The organism is Nostoc sp. (assembly GCF_036917535.1).
Classification (GTDB): Bacteria; Cyanobacteriota; Cyanobacteriia; order Cyanobacteriales; family Nostocaceae; genus Nostoc.
This window is the reverse complement of record NZ_JBALDA010000090.1, coordinates 1-16,246: the sequence shown is the minus strand read 5'-3', so window position 1 is coordinate 16,246 and position 16,246 is coordinate 1. Positions and strand designations below refer to the sequence as shown.

15 protein-coding genes and 1 tRNA gene are annotated in these 16,246 nt (G+C 41.1%); 7 read left to right on the top strand and 9 right to left on the bottom strand.

The features are described 5' to 3' along the window. Positions 1–32: 32 nt before the first annotated feature. The 5 genes from V7K56_RS28445 to V7K56_RS28425 form a co-directional block, all read right to left on the bottom strand. The gene (locus tag V7K56_RS28445; protein WP_334915993.1) at positions 33–1,046 is read right to left on the bottom strand and encodes a DnaJ C-terminal domain-containing protein; all 1,014 of its coding nucleotides are present in this window, start codon (positions 1,044–1,046) and stop codon (positions 33–35) included. A gap of 122 nt (positions 1,047–1,168) precedes the next feature. Further along, positions 1,169–1,678, bottom strand: coding sequence for an AAA family ATPase (locus tag V7K56_RS28440; RefSeq protein ID WP_334915991.1), 510 nt, complete (start codon positions 1,676–1,678; stop codon positions 1,169–1,171). A 70-nt stretch (positions 1,679–1,748) separates the two neighbouring features. Further along, on the bottom strand, positions 1,749–3,038 hold the full coding sequence (locus V7K56_RS28435) for a glucose-1-phosphate adenylyltransferase (RefSeq protein ID WP_334915989.1): 1,290 nt from the start codon (positions 3,036–3,038) through the stop codon (positions 1,749–1,751). A gap of 418 nt (positions 3,039–3,456) precedes the next feature. After that, positions 3,457–3,795 (bottom strand): hypothetical protein, encoded by a 339-nt coding sequence (locus V7K56_RS28430; RefSeq protein ID WP_334915987.1) that lies wholly within the window; start codon positions 3,793–3,795, stop codon positions 3,457–3,459. 149 nt (positions 3,796–3,944) lie between these two features. Then, the gene (locus tag V7K56_RS28425) at positions 3,945–7,421 is read right to left on the bottom strand and encodes an nSTAND1 domain-containing NTPase (RefSeq protein WP_334915984.1); all 3,477 of its coding nucleotides are present in this window, start codon (positions 7,419–7,421) and stop codon (positions 3,945–3,947) included. Between the two features lie 147 nt (positions 7,422–7,568). On the opposite strand from V7K56_RS28425, the gene V7K56_RS28420 reads away from it, so the two are divergent. Further along, entirely contained in the window at positions 7,569–7,940 is a 372-nt protein-coding gene (locus tag V7K56_RS28420; RefSeq protein WP_334915982.1) for a CU044_2847 family protein, read from the top strand. 39 nt (positions 7,941–7,979) lie between these two features. Here V7K56_RS28420 and V7K56_RS28415 read toward each other — a convergent pair whose 3' ends face one another. Both V7K56_RS28415 and V7K56_RS28410 read right to left on the bottom strand, forming a co-directional pair. Continuing rightward, the gene (locus V7K56_RS28415; RefSeq protein WP_334915980.1) at positions 7,980–8,279 is read right to left on the bottom strand and encodes a hypothetical protein; all 300 of its coding nucleotides are present in this window, start codon (positions 8,277–8,279) and stop codon (positions 7,980–7,982) included. Between the two features lie 114 nt (positions 8,280–8,393). Then, a complete protein-coding gene (locus V7K56_RS28410) occupies positions 8,394–10,121 on the bottom strand; it encodes a S8 family peptidase (protein WP_334915978.1) in 1,728 nt (575 codons plus the stop codon). A gap of 641 nt (positions 10,122–10,762) precedes the next feature. Between V7K56_RS28410 and V7K56_RS28405 the strand changes: the two genes are divergently transcribed. After that, the gene (locus tag V7K56_RS28405; RefSeq protein WP_334915976.1) at positions 10,763–12,229 is read left to right on the top strand and encodes a glycoside hydrolase family 13 protein; all 1,467 of its coding nucleotides are present in this window, start codon (positions 10,763–10,765) and stop codon (positions 12,227–12,229) included. 77 nt (positions 12,230–12,306) lie between these two features. Here the strand turns inward: V7K56_RS28405 and V7K56_RS28400 are convergent, their stop codons facing one another. Next, positions 12,307–12,726, bottom strand: a complete 420-nt coding sequence (locus tag V7K56_RS28400) for a fasciclin domain-containing protein (RefSeq protein ID WP_334915974.1) — start codon at positions 12,724–12,726, stop codon at positions 12,307–12,309. A gap of 149 nt (positions 12,727–12,875) precedes the next feature. On the opposite strand from V7K56_RS28400, the gene V7K56_RS28395 reads away from it, so the two are divergent. The 5 genes from V7K56_RS28395 (at position 12,876) to V7K56_RS28375 (ending at position 14,900) form a co-directional block, all read left to right on the top strand. Next, positions 12,876–13,112 (top strand): DNA-directed RNA polymerase subunit omega, encoded by a 237-nt coding sequence (locus V7K56_RS28395; RefSeq protein WP_322697759.1) that lies wholly within the window; start codon positions 12,876–12,878, stop codon positions 13,110–13,112. A gap of 177 nt (positions 13,113–13,289) precedes the next feature. Further along, on the top strand, positions 13,290–13,835 hold the full coding sequence (locus V7K56_RS28390) for a hypothetical protein (protein ID WP_442940244.1): 546 nt from the start codon (positions 13,290–13,292) through the stop codon (positions 13,833–13,835). A 42-nt stretch (positions 13,836–13,877) separates the two neighbouring features. Continuing rightward, entirely contained in the window at positions 13,878–14,243 is a 366-nt protein-coding gene (locus V7K56_RS28385; RefSeq protein ID WP_334915967.1) for a DUF1818 family protein, read from the top strand. Between the two features lie 50 nt (positions 14,244–14,293). Beyond that, positions 14,294–14,367 (top strand) — tRNA-Pro (locus V7K56_RS28380). Positions 14,368–14,549: 182 nt separating this feature from the next. Beyond that, a complete protein-coding gene (locus tag V7K56_RS28375; protein WP_334915965.1) occupies positions 14,550–14,900 on the top strand; it encodes a histidine triad nucleotide-binding protein in 351 nt (116 codons plus the stop codon). A 227-nt stretch (positions 14,901–15,127) separates the two neighbouring features. Here the strand turns inward: V7K56_RS28375 and V7K56_RS28370 are convergent, their stop codons facing one another. After that, complete coding sequence (locus V7K56_RS28370; protein ID WP_334915963.1) at positions 15,128–15,808, bottom strand: RibD family protein; 681 nt, start codon at positions 15,806–15,808, stop codon at positions 15,128–15,130. Positions 15,809–16,246: the final 438 nt, after the last annotated feature.

Sequence of the window (16,246 nt, the reverse complement as noted above, 5' to 3'; positions counted from 1 at the left end):
GAGTTTAATTATGGGGATTCTCTTTTTGCTTGTTAAAGCCTGAATTGGTTCAAATGACTACGGGGATTATAAGTACGTATAGCCCGGATTTTTTCATAATATTCCCGTTCTTGTTGGCTAAGGTCTTTTGGTGGGACGATCGCCACTTTCACCAGCTGATCGCCGCGTCCACCTTTGGGGAGGGGCCAACCTTTGCCACGTAAACGTAGAGATTGACCAGAACGCACTCCTGCTGGTAGTTTGACATTAACAGAACCATCGGGAGTCGGTACATCAATAGAGGCTCCCAGAGTGGCTTCATCTGGTGTGATTGGCACTTCGCATACCAAGTTATCGCCTTCCATTTGGAAGAACGTGTGCGGCTGAAGTTCGACTTTTAAGTATAAATCTCCCCGTTGTTGAGTCATGGGGTTGATTTGACCTTTGCCCCGCACCCGTAGCCGAGTACCAGTTTTAGCCCCAGATGGGATGTTGACATCTATTGTTTCATTACCTAGACTGAAACGCTTTTTCACACCATTAAATGCTTCAGCAAAAGTTAGAGCGATCGCAGCTTCACTATCCTGGGTACTACCCACACTTCCATCTTGAAACCCAAAATCATTAAAGCTGCTGCTAAAATGAGTTGAAGTACCTGGAGAAGTGCGGTAAGAGTAACTTCGTGAATGACTTTGCCGCGCCCCACCACGAGGGGTAGCACCACCAAAGCGTCCTAGCAACTCATTAATGAACTCATCAAAATTGCCGTATTGACTGAAGTCAAAGTTACCCATATCGGGGCCAGCGCCGCCAGATGGGAAACCTTCACCAGCTTGTTTCCAATATTGACCGAATTGGTCGTATTTTTTGCGTTTATCTGGATCTGATATAACCTCGTAGGCTTCGCTAACTTCTTTGAAGCGTGCTTCTGCCTGTTTGTTGTTTGGGTTGACATCAGGGTGATATTTGCGGGCTAGTTTACGAAAGGCTTGTTTAATTTCTTCTGAACTGGCAGTCTTACTGACTCCCAAAATAGCGTAATAGTCCTTGAAGTCGGTTGCAGCCATCTACCAGCCTCCTAATTAGAAATTCCCGTTATGTTTTTTTTGAAGATGAGAGATATTTAATTTGCCTGGTATAGTGCCAAACAAAAAGAATCTGATTTCAAATTAACAAAAAATATAGAAAATCAAGTGTGGTTCTCGCTCACCAAGAAATCGCAATTCCCGTACTCCGATTTTTCTGATAAGCGGCTCAGGCTGTCTAATCCTTCTTCCCGACTTGGGGGAGCATCTTGGAGTTGACGATGCATCCGCAAAATAATTTCTTCTGGAACTTGGCGCGATCGCCTTTTATTCCGTGCCAAACATAGCCAAATTGGTGTATCTACCCAAATTCCCCTAATGTGGGTAAAGCCCTGGTTACGGGCGAAAGTAATCACTTCACGACGATGGCGACGCTGGGTATTGGTGGCATCAAAAATAGCTGTATTAGTTGTGGAAATAGCTTGCTGAAATTGCCGTTCAATTTCGCGCCAAATCAGTAGCCACGGCCCTTGAACGGCTTGGGAACCGAATAATTGCCCCCGAATGGCATCTGTAGAAATTAGCGCCATTTGGGGGCATTCTGCCAGTAATTGTTTTGCCAAAGTTGACTTACCGCTACCTGGAAGACCAATCAGTAAGATGAGTTTAGTCATTAGTCCTTTGTCCTTTGTCTTTATGTTGCTTGTAACTATTAACCAATGACTAATGACTAATGACTAATGACTAAATGATGGTTCCATCAGGAATTACAGCATTTTTTAGCACGACAACGACACCACTACGAATGTAGAAACCTTGACTTTCTCGGTCAGCTTCTTGAATGTTATCTTTATTGATGATTTTGACATTGTGACCGATACTGGCGTTTTTATCAATGATGGCACCGCGAATAATCGAGTCAGTACCAATACCTACAGGAATTTCACCTTTTTCTACGTTACATTGACGTTCTACAGAAGCTTGATAAAAATCTGCACCCATGAGTAGGGACTCTTCAATGACACTACCAGATTCAATTCGCGATCGCACTCCCAACACTGAATGTTGAATGCGGCAATTTTTCAAAATACAACCTTCGCCAATAATTGATTCTGTGATCTGGCAATCTAAAAGTTTACTCGGAGGTAAGTAACGAGCGCGGGTATAAATTGGTGCGTGTTCATCGTAGAAACTAAAAGGTGGCTGGGGCTGCTGAGTCAGGGCTAAATTTGCATGATAAAATGCTTCGATTGTTCCAATATCTTCCCAGTAGTCATCAAAAAGGTAAGCTTGAACGTTGTAATCTTTAGAGGCATCAGGAATAATTTCTTTGCCGAAATCAGTCCTTTCTATACCTTCTCTCAACAACTTGAACAAAACATCTTTTTTAAAGACATAAATCCCCATTGAAGCGATATAGGGCTGTTGCTGGGCTTGTTCTTTTGATAATCCCAGTACACTTGTATCAACTTGCATTTGGAGTAACGCTTCACCTTTGGGTTTTTCGCTAAAATCGATTATTCTGCCAGAATCGTCAATTTTCATCAAGCCAAAATCTGAGGCGCGGCGCTCATCAATGGGGATAACTGAGAGAGTAATATCAGCCCCCGTTTCCCTATGTCGGTGGATAAACTGGCGATAATCCATGCGGTAGAGGTGATCGCCTGAGAGAATTAGATATTCTTCTACATCCCATTCTTCCATTAACCACAGGTACTGACGTACAGCATCGGCTGTACCTTGGAACCAGTTCGGGTTTTCTGGTGTTTGTTGTGCCGCTAGCACTTCCACAAACCCTTCATTGAAGCCAGTAAAGTTATAGGTACGGGCGATGTGACGATTCAGGGAAGCTGAGTTGAATTGTGTCAGGACATAGATTTTGAATATTTCGGAGTTTATGCAGTTACTTACAGGGATATCGATTAAGCGGTATTTCCCCGCCACTGGTACTGCTGGTTTAGCACGTAGTTTGGTTAGTGGGTAAAGCCGAGTACCCGCGCCACCACCAAGGATGATTGATAATACTTTTTTCACAAAATTTCTCCAGACTGCCTTTCAACTCTCATCTTCAGTTTAGGACTGTCTGCCACCACAGGTAAGGGGGATCGTCTGATTCTTTAGGATGAATTTTCTAAAATGCTGTTGGTAATAGATAGCGCTGCCTGTTAATCAAAAAACTAATTCAAATATCAAATTTTACTTATTGAAAGTATAAGCTGTACTGCCATTACAAACACTCACTTCATTAGGATTTACACACTGTACAAATTAACCATAATATGCACGACGGTATTTTTCAGTTTCAGGCGCTTTGCATAACCCTGATTTATGCGCTTCCTTTATACTAGCTAGGTTTTAAACATGGCTGAAACACCCAAATTGCATGTAGTACTTATGTACGATGCGTAAGTCCTAAAGTATAAGTTTGTTATTTATATGCAAGTATTAATTCTCAGCTTTCAAAAGACTTCAGAAATAAACTGATTGTCTCCTGTGGGTGGCAAGGTTTATGTGGACACCTACACTTTGGTCTCTCAACTCCTTTAGCAAATTTTTGAAGTTCAACTTGGCTTACAGACTTATTTTCATCTAAAAAATTTTTGAATGTCTCTTGAAATTTTATAATTTCCGATTCATCTGTCTCTAATTGTGGCTCATTTAAGCAAGGTTCTTTCAAAGATACTTCCATCTGAGAGATGAAATTTTGAATCGAAGTTAAAGTTTCTAGTTCACCACTCAAATCACCATACAAAACTTGGATTTTACTTAAACTTTCTAAAGCTTTTTTCATTCTTTAACCTCTATTTTTTCTTAGTAAAATTGTATTAACATAATTTTTATTTTTCAATTAGTTAAATAACTATTTTTCCAATCCTTCCATATTATATAAACAAACTAAAATTTCTTTAAAAAATTAAATAAATTTACTTATTAAAAAAATTAAATATCATCACAGATAGAGCGCTCTGCTGAAAGTAGTTTAGAATTATTTGTGAGATAATTCTTCAGCCAATTACAGCTTTTGATTAATAGATCATTAACATTAGGACGAGTATCAATTGGATTCAAACTCCATATTCTGACAGTATTATCGTCACTAGCAGATACAATTGTTTGACCATCAGGGCTAAAGCTCACATTATTGACTCCATTCTTATGGCCAGTGAAGGTGTGTAGTAATTTACCATCTGCTACCCGCCAAAGTTTTACAGTTGTGTCTTTACTTGCTGAAGCAATCATTTCACCATTGGGGCTGAATCTGACTTTGTTAACATAATTCTTATGGCCAGTAAAGGTGTGTAGCAATTTGCCATCTGCTACCCGCCAAAGTTTTACGGTTGTGTCTTTACTTGCTGAAGCGATCATTTTACCATTGGGGCTAAAACTCACACCCATAACGGCATTAAGATGTCCCTTCAGCGTGTGTAAAAGTCTCCCATCTACTACCTGCCAAAGTTTTACAGTTTTATCTTCACTTGCCGAGGCAATTATTTTACCATCGGGGCTAAAATTTACTTCCCAAACGACATTATTATGCTTGGAGAAAGTGTGTAAAAGCCTCCCATCTACTACCTGCCAAAGTTTTACAGTTTTATCCCAATTGGCAGAGGCGATCATTTTGCCATCAGGACTGAAACTTACTTGCACAATATAGTTATCAGGGCTGAGTGTTTGCGGCTTAAGTTCGCGTTTTGATTTGCTGTTGATATTCCAAAGCCTGATCATTCCATCATTATCGGCAGAAGAAGAGGTAATTACTGGGTCTTTGAGACTAAAACTGATGCTTTCAATGTCCTTTTTATTTGGATCTTCTAAATATTTTATAAATTTACCGTTTTTGTTCCAAAGCTTTATACTTGCATCAACACTTGCAGAGGCAATAATTTCACCATTAGGGCTAAAACTGACATCCATAACTTCCTGAGTATGCCCTTCTAAGCGATTACGCTCTCGCACGTTATCAATTACAGACGCTTTTAGTTTATTTAGAAACACATCATCTTCTACACTCATTTTTCTAAATTCTTTCAGTACCTTGATACTTGCTATCATTGCTTCAAGCTGATTGTTCGTTTCAAAAAGCTGTATAGGCTCAGAAATAAGAGCTTCAAGAGCTTTATTTTTGTTCTGTTCTGCCCTAATTCCAAATCCAATTATAAAAATAGTCAGTAATGTTAGTCCACATGCTGAGGCGATCGCCAGGCTAGTTCGTTGTTTTTGATATTTAGCACTGGTTTCTGCTTCTTTTGCTCTTGCAGCTTCGGCTTTAGCTTTATCTTCTGCTGCTATAGATTTTTCAATTTCGGCTATGGCTCTAGCTTCTGCTTCTTTTTGTCGAGACTCTGCTAGTTCTCTAAGTTGACGTTCCTGCTCTAACTGATCTTGAATTTCTCTGTCACGTCTTTCCAAACTCTTATGCAAAAACTCTTCTTCCAATGGCGTAAGTCTTGGCTGAGTCTTATTCACCCACTCAGAAATTACAGCTAATTTTGCACCAGTCAACAGTGCATCATCTGATTTATTAAATCTTTGTACCCATTCCTGACAATCTACTTCTAAAGAACGACTGAGACGAATATTTTCTAGATTTTCAGCAATCCAACTATTTAATAATTTCCACTCAGATAAAAGTGCTTCATGAGCAACTTCTACAGTATTTTGATCGGTGATAATTAAACGTTGTTCAGAACCCGCTAGTGCTCCTACAACATTTTGCAATTGTTGTGGAGAATCTGCAACTGATTCTAATCTTTCCCAGTTAGCACGCCGCCGTGTCACTTCTCCAGTTTCACTTAATTGCACCAATTCCATAAACAAGCGACGTGCAAAAGCCTGATTTAGGGGCATTAAACCTTGATACCAATTTGTTGCTTGTTTGTCTAAAGCTTCTTTAACTGCACCAATTTCTTCATAGCCTTTGCGAGTCAAAAGCGGTTCTGGTGATTCAGGTTCTTCAATGCAAACTCGCCACAATTCCTTAAGCGCATATTGCAATATAGGTAATGCACCCGGACGGGTGACAACATCATTCATAATTTGCGACATTAAACCATGCTCAAAATTCACGCCATGCAACTTTGCTGGTTTTTCAATTGCTTCTTCTAACTCGGAAAAAGACATCGGTGGTACTAGAAATGATGTGGGAGGAGTGCTATTAATAAGAGTAATAATTTCTAAATATTCATTACAACGTTTTAAGAAATCACCACGAATTGTCAAAATTATGCGTGTTTGTCTCTCAGTTGTTTTTACCTCTTCTGTTACCAAGCGGATAAAAGCTTTGCGTTCTTCATCGTCTTGGCAAAGGGTAAATATTTCTTCAAATTGATCAATAAACAATATATGTGGCTGATTTTGCTGCTGTTGTCGAGCTAAAATATCAAATAGTTTTCCGTAGGGGTGTTCTCCTGGTGTAAAAGATGCGATCGCCCATTTGCTGCTTCCAGGAAGGCGATCGCTTTTTAGTTGCGGTAAGACACCTGCTTTCACTAAAGAAGATTTACCACTACCTGAGTAGCCAATTACAGCTAAAAATCGGCTCTCTGCTAACCGTGAAACCAGTGTACGAACTGCTTCATCTCGTCCACAAAAATATTGTGCTTGCTCTGATTCAAATGCATAAAGTCCCCGATAGGGATTTTCCTGATTGAAAGCAATTTCTTCTTTAAGAATATCTAATTTGGGATAACTTACCAAAGTAATTGGCCGTCCCAAACTCATGCGAATGGGTTCTTGTATTGAACCTATCAATTCGTTGCTGACAAAATCAAATAAGCGATCGCTACTAATTCGCCCACTACTACCTGCATTTTCAGATGCTAATCCCTTAATAACCGCACCTGTGAAAATACTATATTCTTCACTCAGAATCGCTGCTGCTTGTTCAAAACGGCGACAAGCTGCTATTAAGTAATAATCTTTTAGGGAACGAAAAGCGGTTAGAGTTTGTTCTACTAACTCTCTTTCTAGGAAATAGCCACTATGACAGCAATCAAGTAGCACTATCAAACTACTTAATTGAGATTCTCCGATTAATTTATTAAGCTTGTTGAGGGAAATACCATATTTTTGTGCCACAATTTGGTTTCCCTTAACTTCAACCTGACAATCAGAAGTTGCTAAAAATCCCTCTTGTTGTCCCAAAGTATCAGAAGTGATAAAACCGTGTCCGCTAAAATAAATCAGCGCTTCATTATTTTTAGCTTTCTCTAGCAGCAATTTTCTGAGTTCTTGACCGATTTCAGCCTCAGTAACTTTTGTCTTCCGGCCTTGTGGCAATTTTTGCACAGACTGGAAATCACCATATTGCTCTAGGAGTTGCGCGATCGCCTCAGCATCATTTGTAGTCTTTGACAAACGCGGTAATGATGGGCTGACATACTCAGCGATACCAATAACAAGCGCGTATCGTGCCATTTAACACACCTTGGGTTGGTAAATGCGGGATAATCTTGACAGACACAATCAATGGCTGTGTTACTAGAAACAATACCATCTGTTAGTTTTCTGCAAGCAAGTTGAAATTTATTCAGATACGTTACAAAACTTTAATCGAGGTAGCTTATGTCAGAAGTACAGCAACTATTTTTCCAAGCAGATGGAGAGATTGAGCAGATTGAGATTAACGTCACAGCCACCGAAATAAGTTCGGAAATTGAGGAGGACGACGATGGCATAGAATACAAGGATGTACGAACAGATGCGATCGCTCGAATGCAACAAGCTCGGCAAATGATTCGCTCTTATACTATCTATGCTCTTAGTGCTTTTAAAGACTTCAACACTGCTGAGATTGAAGAGGTAAAACTTACATTTGGCATTAAGTTGGGCGGCAAAGCAGGTATTCCTTACATCACAGAAGGTTCAGCTGAAAGTAATCTGCAAATTGAGGTGAAGTGTAAGTTTACAGAAAAACCAAAACCTGATTCACAGTAATAGCAAAAAATTATTTGTACAAAGAGTGGGCAATGCCCATCAAACACCCAACTTTCCTATATTTATTCTCTTATTAACCAAACGTAATTGCTGCGATCGCTTCAGACTCATCACCCAAGGTTGCTCTGATAACTGAGAAATGGTATTTGGTGACAGTGTTGCTGTGAAAATATCTTTCCCACTGGTAACACCACTAACGCCTAAACTTTCTAAAAAACTAGTTGCAGCAGAGTCTAGAATTGGTTCAGTATGGATGAAAACCCCCAAACTAGTTTCTTGTGAATTTTGAACATCATTCAGCGCTGTAGCAAGAGCGGCATCAAGTTTCTGATAATTCATCAGCAATTCCTTGGTAAACAGGGCAGGCAATAATTGCCTACCCTAATTTATCAAAGTTGTAGGTTTTTATCGCCTACCCTTGTGCAGAAATAATATCTACCTTTTTCAGTCTAATTACAGATTTAAAGCGTTAATCACTCCATAACCCCATTTGTCATCAAATGTACCTGCGGGTTTTCCAGGAATGGCACTATTTTTACGTAGCAAGTCTTTCACCGCAGCCGGATCGAGTTTAGAATCTCGCTGCAACAGCAGGGCCACTAAGCCACTAACAAACGGTGTCGCCATACTCGTACCAGCCTGAACCACAAACTTGGAATTAATCATCGATGAGCGAGCAAAATTTGCATCGGCGGAAAGCGTCGAAACAATCATTGCTCCTGGTGCTGCTACATCAGGCTTCTGTCCATCATTGCGTAGAGGCCCTTCACTACTGAATTCCGAAATAGTATCCAGTTCTAAGCCCATTTCTCGCACTTGGTTATCAATATCTGTGTATTTAGTTTTAGTCGTATAGGCTGCAACTGTAATTGCACTGCTAGCAGCTCCTGGTGAACCAATTTTTAACGCATCCTTTACACTTTTACCTGTAAAAAACACTGATGAACTGTCATCTAGTGTCCACACATCTAAACGCGTGTCAGTTGAAGAAGGGTTGCGGACTCGCAACTGCCAAACACCTCCCATTACTGGCGAGGGGTCAATACCGCGTATTTGCACAAAGAAGTTATGGTCGCCGTTGGCTTGGTCTGGTGCTGGTGTCGCTAATTGCACCCGTGCATCTGGTAATTGGTAATCTTGGGCGGCATTACCGTCAGTAATGATTTTTTGGAAGGGGGTAACAAAACCGTTAGGACTCCGCACAGACACTTCCAATTCGCTGTCTTTAGCATACCAAGCGTTTAACCAAACTATGCCTACTTGATTCAAAGGAACATTAAACCGCATACCACGAGTGCGTCCACTGGGTATCGTCGCTTGTCCATGAATGTTGTCGTTTCCTTCGTTACCCGCAGCACAGCAAACAATTCTTCCTGGCCCAGTTTCGGCGTCAATGACCTTTGATAGGGAGTCGCTACCATCATGGGCATCAGCGTGTCCGCCCAAGCTGAGATTTACCACTGCTGGGCGTCCCAACTCCCTAGCAACTCGGAAAATATAACGCACACCATCTGCAATGTGGGCATCCTGTAAATCAGACCTGACGACAACTAATTCCGCTTCTGGTGCGACACCACTAAAACTAGCATCAGCACCGGCAGCAATTCCCGCAACGTGAGTACCATGACCACCAGTATCCTGAGAAACTGTCAGTTGCGCTCCCGTAAATTCAGCCCCATAAGCGCCCTCTGTGACTCCTGGCCCTGGCAATGTTTGATCCCAAATGTGTAAAATTCGTCCAGCAAAGGCGGGGTGTTTCGGATCGATACCACTGTCTATAATGCCGATGATTACTCCTTTACCAGTCAGTCCGGTTTTATTCTGGAACTCCGGCAGTTTGACTGTTTTCATTGCAGTGTCCATCCTCAAATGAAGTTTGCGTGATGGCTTAATCCGCTGAATCACATCTTCTTCAGATAAGACATCTAAACTCTCTATCGGTAAGAAAGCCGTCCGCACACTTCCAGAGTTTTGATTGACTTCAATATTATATTGTGATAGATAACTTAAGTCTGCATCAGGGTCGCAGTAAATAAAAACGACGCTTTTAGTGGGCTTGACCGGGCTTTTGTGGGCAATGATGCCAAGCGATCGCTTGTGTGTAACTAAAGCTCGATCTCCTTCATTTTGATAGTCTTGAAATGCCAAAAGTAGTCCAGGAGAAAGTTTTTCGTGTCTCATTTTTACCTCAAACTCAATTTATTTGCTGTCAATAAAGTAGTGATTCTAGCAGGATAAGTCGCTTTAGATTAACGCAGACTATGTAGTTTTTTAGCTTCGATTATTTGATGCGACTATAGTTATCTATTTATTTTATAGATAACATCAAATAAGTTTAGGAGGTAAGAGTTATTGCTAAGACAATTGCTAATTCATAACTCATATTCTTGAATTACGTATTCCTCATAGTGATTTTCTGTGGTTACTGAGACATATTTAATCGGTTGCATCTAAGAATTACCGAAATCTGAGGTAACAGGTAATTTTTATGAAGCTATTAAACTAATCCATTGTCTGCCTAAATCATTACGGACAAAGTGAAGAAAAGAAAATTAAGAATAATTAAGTAATAAATAAATTTTTTAAAGAAAAATTTCCGACTCAGAATGCAATCAGTGACGAATCTATCTAGTTGACTTGTTAAAAACTAAAACAAATTGTAGTAAAAATAGTTAAGACTGATAACATTTGCGTATAAAACAGCATGAAAAAGGCTAAATCACTAATGAATACTTACAAATGACAGATTTTCTATCATAAGTAAGAGCCATAAAGAAGCTAATATTTGCAACGATCGCTTTTGAACATACAAAAAGTTATTCATGCAAATTCAAACACCAGACTGGGTAAAACACGCGGTTTTCTACCAAATCTTCCCAGATCGTTTTGCCAGAAGTAAACAGCCGCGCAAACGGTTATTGCAGGAAGCCCGTTGGGAAGATTGGGATGCGATGCCAACCCTCCAAGGCTATAAAGGCGGCGATTTATGGGGCATCATGGAGGATTTAGACTACATCCAGAATTTAGGGATTAATGCGATTTACTTTACACCCATTTTTCAATCCGCCAGCAATCATCGCTATCATACCCACGATTATTATCTAGTTGACCCGATGTTAGGGGGCAACGAAGCATTTAAAGAATTGCTCGATGCAGCCCATCAACGAAATATCAAAGTTGTTCTGGATGGGGTGTTTAACCATTCCAGCCGGGGCTTTTTCTTTTTCCACGACGTTTTAGAAAATGGCCCCCATTCGCCTTGGGTAAATTGGTTCAAAATACAAGACTGGCCCCTTTCAGCATATGATGGAAACTTCCCTGCTAACTACGTGGGTTGGGCGGGAAATCGTGCTTTACCAGAATTTAATCACAATAATCCAGAAGTCCGAGAATATATTATGGAAATTGCCGAATATTGGATTAAATTCGGCATAGATGGTTGGCGATTAGATGTACCATTTGAAATCAGAACTCCTGGTTTTTGGCAGGAATTTCGCGATCGCATTAAGGCAATCAATCCCGAAGCTTACATTGTAGGCGAAGTCTGGGTAGATTCACGTGAGTGGCTAGATGGGACGCAATTTGACGGCGTGATGAATTATTTATTTGCCGGACCAACAATTGCCTTTGCAGCTGGCGATCGCGTAGTCTTAGAACAAGTCCAAAGTCGCGACTATCAACCCTACCCACCCTTATTTGCCGTCGAGTACGCCACCAAAATCCAAGAACTACTACAACTTTACCCTTGGGAAATTCAGCTAACTCAACTCAATTTGCTTGCAAGTCACGATACAGCGCGATTGATGACCATTGCAGGCGGCGATATAGCCAGTATAGAATTGTCAACTCTACTGTTACTCACTTTTCCAGGTGCCCCCAGCATCTACTATGGTGATGAAGTTGGTTTACCAGGTGCCATAGACCCCGACTCACGCCGTGGCTTTCCTTTAGAGAGTAACTGGAATCAAGAAATTTTTAATACTCACCGTCAATTAATTGCCCTGCGCCAAAATTACCCAGCCTTGCGTACAGGTGATTACCAAGTTCTTCATGCTCAAGGAGAACTTTATATCTTTGCACGAACTCTAGGGACAGAAGAATTAATAATTATCGTCAACGCTGGTACAAGTTCAGCAACAGCGAATGCAGATGTCGCCACTTTGCGTACTCAACCCAACAAACTTTTATATGGTAATGCTGAAGTTGAGTGGAATAGTAAAGGAGAAACTCAACAGTTGTCATTGACTGTTCCCGCACGGAGTGGGTGCATTTTGGGGACTGGGGATTAGGTATTGGGGACTGGGGAACTGGGGAGAAGTTGCAGTAAGTTTTTTCCCTCTGCCCCAATGCCCGATGCCCAATTACATTACCTTCCCGCCACCATTGCAGGCATCAACACCGCATCAATGATATGGATCACGCCATTGTCTGTTAGAATATCTGTTTTCAGGACATTGGCGTTATTTACCTTAAATTTACCATCGGCAGATTCAATGGCTACAATTGATCCCTCCAGTGTTTCTGCCTCGTTAATTTGTACCAAATCATCAGACCTGACATCCCCACTAGCGATATGATATGCCACAATTTTCTGGAGCTTGGGGATATCTTGTAGTAGCGAGTCTAAAGTTCCCTCTGGTAGATTAGCAAAAGCTTCGTCAGTCGGTGCAAAGAGCGTGAAAGAACCAGGACTTTTCAAAGTCTCTATGAAATTTACAGCTTTAGCAGCTTTTATTAGGGTATTGAAATTACCCGCTGCGATCGCAGTTTCCACAAGGTCAGCCATGAAGGTGCGTTATTAATACTACAAGTTACTTATAAAGTGACTAAAATATCTTAGCCTCTATCAATGGAGAGGTTGCTGGCGATTTAACAGACAGCAGCAGACTGATTTAGTACTGTTACACTGGAGAATGACCCCAAGAACCACTGATTATGCTAAAGCGTTCTAAGTTCGAGACAACTCAATCTCAGATTATGCACCGTGCTGAGGATTTGATTAGTGCAGCCTCAAATCGATACCGCATTACGGTTCAGGTAGCAAATCGTGCTAAACGTCGGCGTTACGAAGACTTTGAAACTAACGAAGATGCGATGATGAAGCCAGTGCTAAGGGCAATAATCGAAATGTCTGATGAATTGACTCAACCAGAAATTATCGGCGAACTATAAGATTGAGTGCTGAGTGCTGAATTCTGAATTAGGCAAATTCATATTTTCACTCAGCAACGCCCAAAATATTGTTCTATGAAAAAGAAAAAATTTCTGTTTAAATCAATTTTCTCAAAACTCGCAAATCAGCACTGGCTCAACGTCTTGCTACGGCCGACACCACTACTGCTTACCTTAATGTTAGTGAGTGTAATTGTTTTGAGTTCAGGCGCGGATAAATCAATACATAGAAATTTGTTTAGTATCCAACCTGCTGATGCTCAAAGAATCACTCCTAGCGATGTTTGGCAGCAAGTATATCAGCAATTGCCAGATTTTCCCAAGGAAAATAAGTATATCAGCAAAGAAAATGGAAAAGTTGCTGAAAACAACACCTTAGCAAGTCGCCTAATTAGATATCACATTTATACTAAAGGGCGGGCCCCAATTTATCGCTTGGATTGGAAGCTAACTTTAGCTGATTACCTGGGTGCAAACGAAATTATGTATGATACTACCTATCCAGGAAATGATGCACTACGGGAAAATCCGATAGAAGGCGATCGCAAAGCCATCAAGAGTCTCACCCGCAGCCAGCGAGATGCCCTAGTGCAAGTTTTAGTCAATATATTTAATCCTACTTCTCAAAATACCCTGTCTCCTAACCCCAATACCGCACCCAGTCCGACTACATCACCTACCCCACAGCCACCACAACGAGGAGGTGCCGAACTACTAAAATGATAATTTTTCCTTTGCGTCCCTCTGCGTTTAAAAAACTAAACTATGGAACGCGTTGTCAAAACCGGATCGGGTTGGCGTATTGGCTGGAACCCCGATACACCTGAGTTTAAAGGTTTAGTAGGTACAGATGATTGGGCAATTGAATTAACCGAAGCCGAGTTAAATGATTTTTGTCGTCTACTAGCACAGCTAGCAGATACCATGAAGCAACTCGCAACTGAATTGATGGAAGAGGAAAAAATTACTTGTGAAGCCGAAAGCGATTTATTATGGATGGAAGTGGAAGGCTATCCTCATAATTACAGTCTGCGTTTCATCTTGAATACAGGGCGATGTGTAGAAGGTAAATGGAATGCTTCTGCTGTTCCAAATTTACTGCAAGCTAGTGGGATGCTTAAGGTTTTTTAAAATTGCCTCTTGATTATCCTACAGTTTTGCTATATAATAGAAATGCTGACCGGGGTGTAGCGCAGCTTGGTAGCGCGCCACTTTGGGGTAGTGGAGGTCGTGGGTTCGAATCCCGCCGCTCCGATTAATGATAAGCCATACCTGCTAGTCTTTTTAAAAGATTAGCAGGTTTTTTCATAGCTTTATACCTGAAAAAACCTAACCGAACAGTAAATTGAGATATACTCGCACAATCAAATTTTTTCAATGATAAGTAATTAGGCGGACTTAATATAAAATCTCTAGCAGATTAGTAGGTAGATTGGCATGAGTGAAAGTACAGAAACGATTTTCAGCAAAATCATTAGTCGGGAAATTCCCGCTGATATTGTTTATGAGGATAATTTAGCCCTGGCATTCAAAGACATCCATCCCCAAGCGCCCGTTCACATCCTGATCATTCCCAAAAAAACCATTGCTACATTAGCTGACACTGAATCTGAGGATCATGCTTTGTTGGGGCATCTCTTGTTAACTGCTAAACGTGTTGCCGATGAGGCTGGACTGAAAAATGGTTATCGAGTTGTGATCAATGCTGGTGATGACGGCGGTCAAACAGTCAATCATTTACATTTGCATATTTTAGGAGGGCGACAGTTAAATTGGCCCCCTGGTTGATGAGAAGCAGGAGGCAGGGGCTAGTAAGTCAAAAGCTAAAAGTAAAAAGTAAAAAGAAAAGAATTAAGACTTCATAAGTTTTCTTTTGCCCTTTAACTTTTGACTTTTAACTTCATCTTGGGGGTAGGGTAAAAGGTACAAACTGAGTGGAATTGTAGGCAAAAGCACCCCTGCTTCCCTGCTTTCTAGTATCAACGATCATAGTGCTTAATTCTGGCAGCGCGTTTTCACTTGACCGTGCGGTAGTGTAAAAACAACTCACTTCCAACCTGACGAGTTTCTATGAGTTGGAGATGAGGAGCAGCATTGGGAACAAAACCTTCTCCCTCCACTGGGCTAGGGGCTTGTTTTCCTCCATAAATGACCGGCCAAATGGTCAACCACCAATCGTCAATTCGCCCTGCCTGAACTAGAGCAGCTGTTAAAGAGCCACCTCCCAAAGCAACGACTTTGTGAACACCCCGCTCTGCCATCAAGCTGTAGCCCCGATCCCAGTCTAGGTCTGTATCTCCCAAATCAATTAATTCAGCCAGTTTTTGCAAAGTTGTTGTATCAGAACTGCGCTGCAAAGCAGCTCGTGTGGTAAATATCCATCGCTCAATGTCCTGACTCAAAAAAGGCAAGTCCGGCGATAGGTCAAGGGAACCTGAAACAACACAAGTAATCGGCTGGGGAGATTGACCTCGAACCTCACGTGCTGCCAACAGTTCGGGATCGCAAATTGTAAAGGTTTTCCCCTCAGCCCGAATTGTCCCAGCCCCTACCAGGATTAAATCAGCAAGAGAGGCTTGATACTCCAAGTGTGCTTGATCGACTACATCGGGTTCACGAGGCGCTTTCAGATCTACGGCACTAATTTTTCCATCGGCCGTCATGGCAAGAACCACAGTTGTTTGGATAGCTGACATGATTATGTTGTAACGATTCTTGATAATTTTACCTTTTTGAATCCCCTCAATAATTTAGAGTAAACAAAGGGAGGCTTTCGCCAGTTTTTATTGGATGTATAGCAGGAGGCAGAAGGCAGAAGGCAGGAGGTAAAACTATTACCATTCCTAGCTTTTACGCTTGTACATTATGTCCTAACCTATGTGACTACGGCTATACCCTTCTTCTGTCACTTTCCGTCAGAGCGATCGCTAGAAGCCCTATGAGGCAATCAATACAAGCTATACTATTAGAAAAAAATCCCTCTTGTATTTGTTATTAAGAAATAATAGCGCAATCGCTTGCTATACAAAAGCTTTAGAATTCAGAAATGGCAAAAGTTTTCCCAGAGTGACAGAAGCTGTTTACTGACGCGCTCGCTTCCGTTATGGATGGAAGAAACAAAATAAGACGCACCG

Bases quoted from the DNA above. Each gene is read 5' to 3' on its own strand.
- V7K56_RS28445 (WP_334915993.1), bottom strand. From the start codon at position 1,046: ATGGCTGCAACCGACTTCAAGGACTATTACGCTATTTTGGGAGTCAGT.
- V7K56_RS28440 (WP_334915991.1), bottom strand. From the start codon at position 1,678: ATGACTAAACTCATCTTACTGATTGGTCTTCCAGGTAGCGGTAAGTCA.
- V7K56_RS28430 (WP_334915987.1), bottom strand. From the start codon at position 3,795: ATGAAAAAAGCTTTAGAAAGTTTAAGTAAAATCCAAGTTTTGTATGGT.
- V7K56_RS28425 (WP_334915984.1), bottom strand. From the start codon at position 7,421: ATGGCACGATACGCGCTTGTTATTGGTATCGCTGAGTATGTCAGCCCA.
- V7K56_RS28420 (WP_334915982.1), top strand. From the start codon at position 7,569: ATGTCAGAAGTACAGCAACTATTTTTCCAAGCAGATGGAGAGATTGAG.
- V7K56_RS28415 (WP_334915980.1), bottom strand. From the start codon at position 8,279: ATGAATTATCAGAAACTTGATGCCGCTCTTGCTACAGCGCTGAATGAT.
- V7K56_RS28410 (WP_334915978.1), bottom strand. From the start codon at position 10,121: ATGAGACACGAAAAACTTTCTCCTGGACTACTTTTGGCATTTCAAGAC.
- V7K56_RS28405 (WP_334915976.1), top strand. From the start codon at position 10,763: ATGCAAATTCAAACACCAGACTGGGTAAAACACGCGGTTTTCTACCAA.
- V7K56_RS28400 (WP_334915974.1), bottom strand. From the start codon at position 12,726: ATGGCTGACCTTGTGGAAACTGCGATCGCAGCGGGTAATTTCAATACC.
- V7K56_RS28395 (WP_322697759.1), top strand. From the start codon at position 12,876: ATGCTAAAGCGTTCTAAGTTCGAGACAACTCAATCTCAGATTATGCAC.
- V7K56_RS28390 (WP_442940244.1), top strand. From the start codon at position 13,290: ATGTTAGTGAGTGTAATTGTTTTGAGTTCAGGCGCGGATAAATCAATA.
- V7K56_RS28385 (WP_334915967.1), top strand. From the start codon at position 13,878: ATGGAACGCGTTGTCAAAACCGGATCGGGTTGGCGTATTGGCTGGAAC.
- V7K56_RS28375 (WP_334915965.1), top strand. From the start codon at position 14,550: ATGAGTGAAAGTACAGAAACGATTTTCAGCAAAATCATTAGTCGGGAA.
- V7K56_RS28370 (WP_334915963.1), bottom strand. From the start codon at position 15,808: ATGTCAGCTATCCAAACAACTGTGGTTCTTGCCATGACGGCCGATGGA.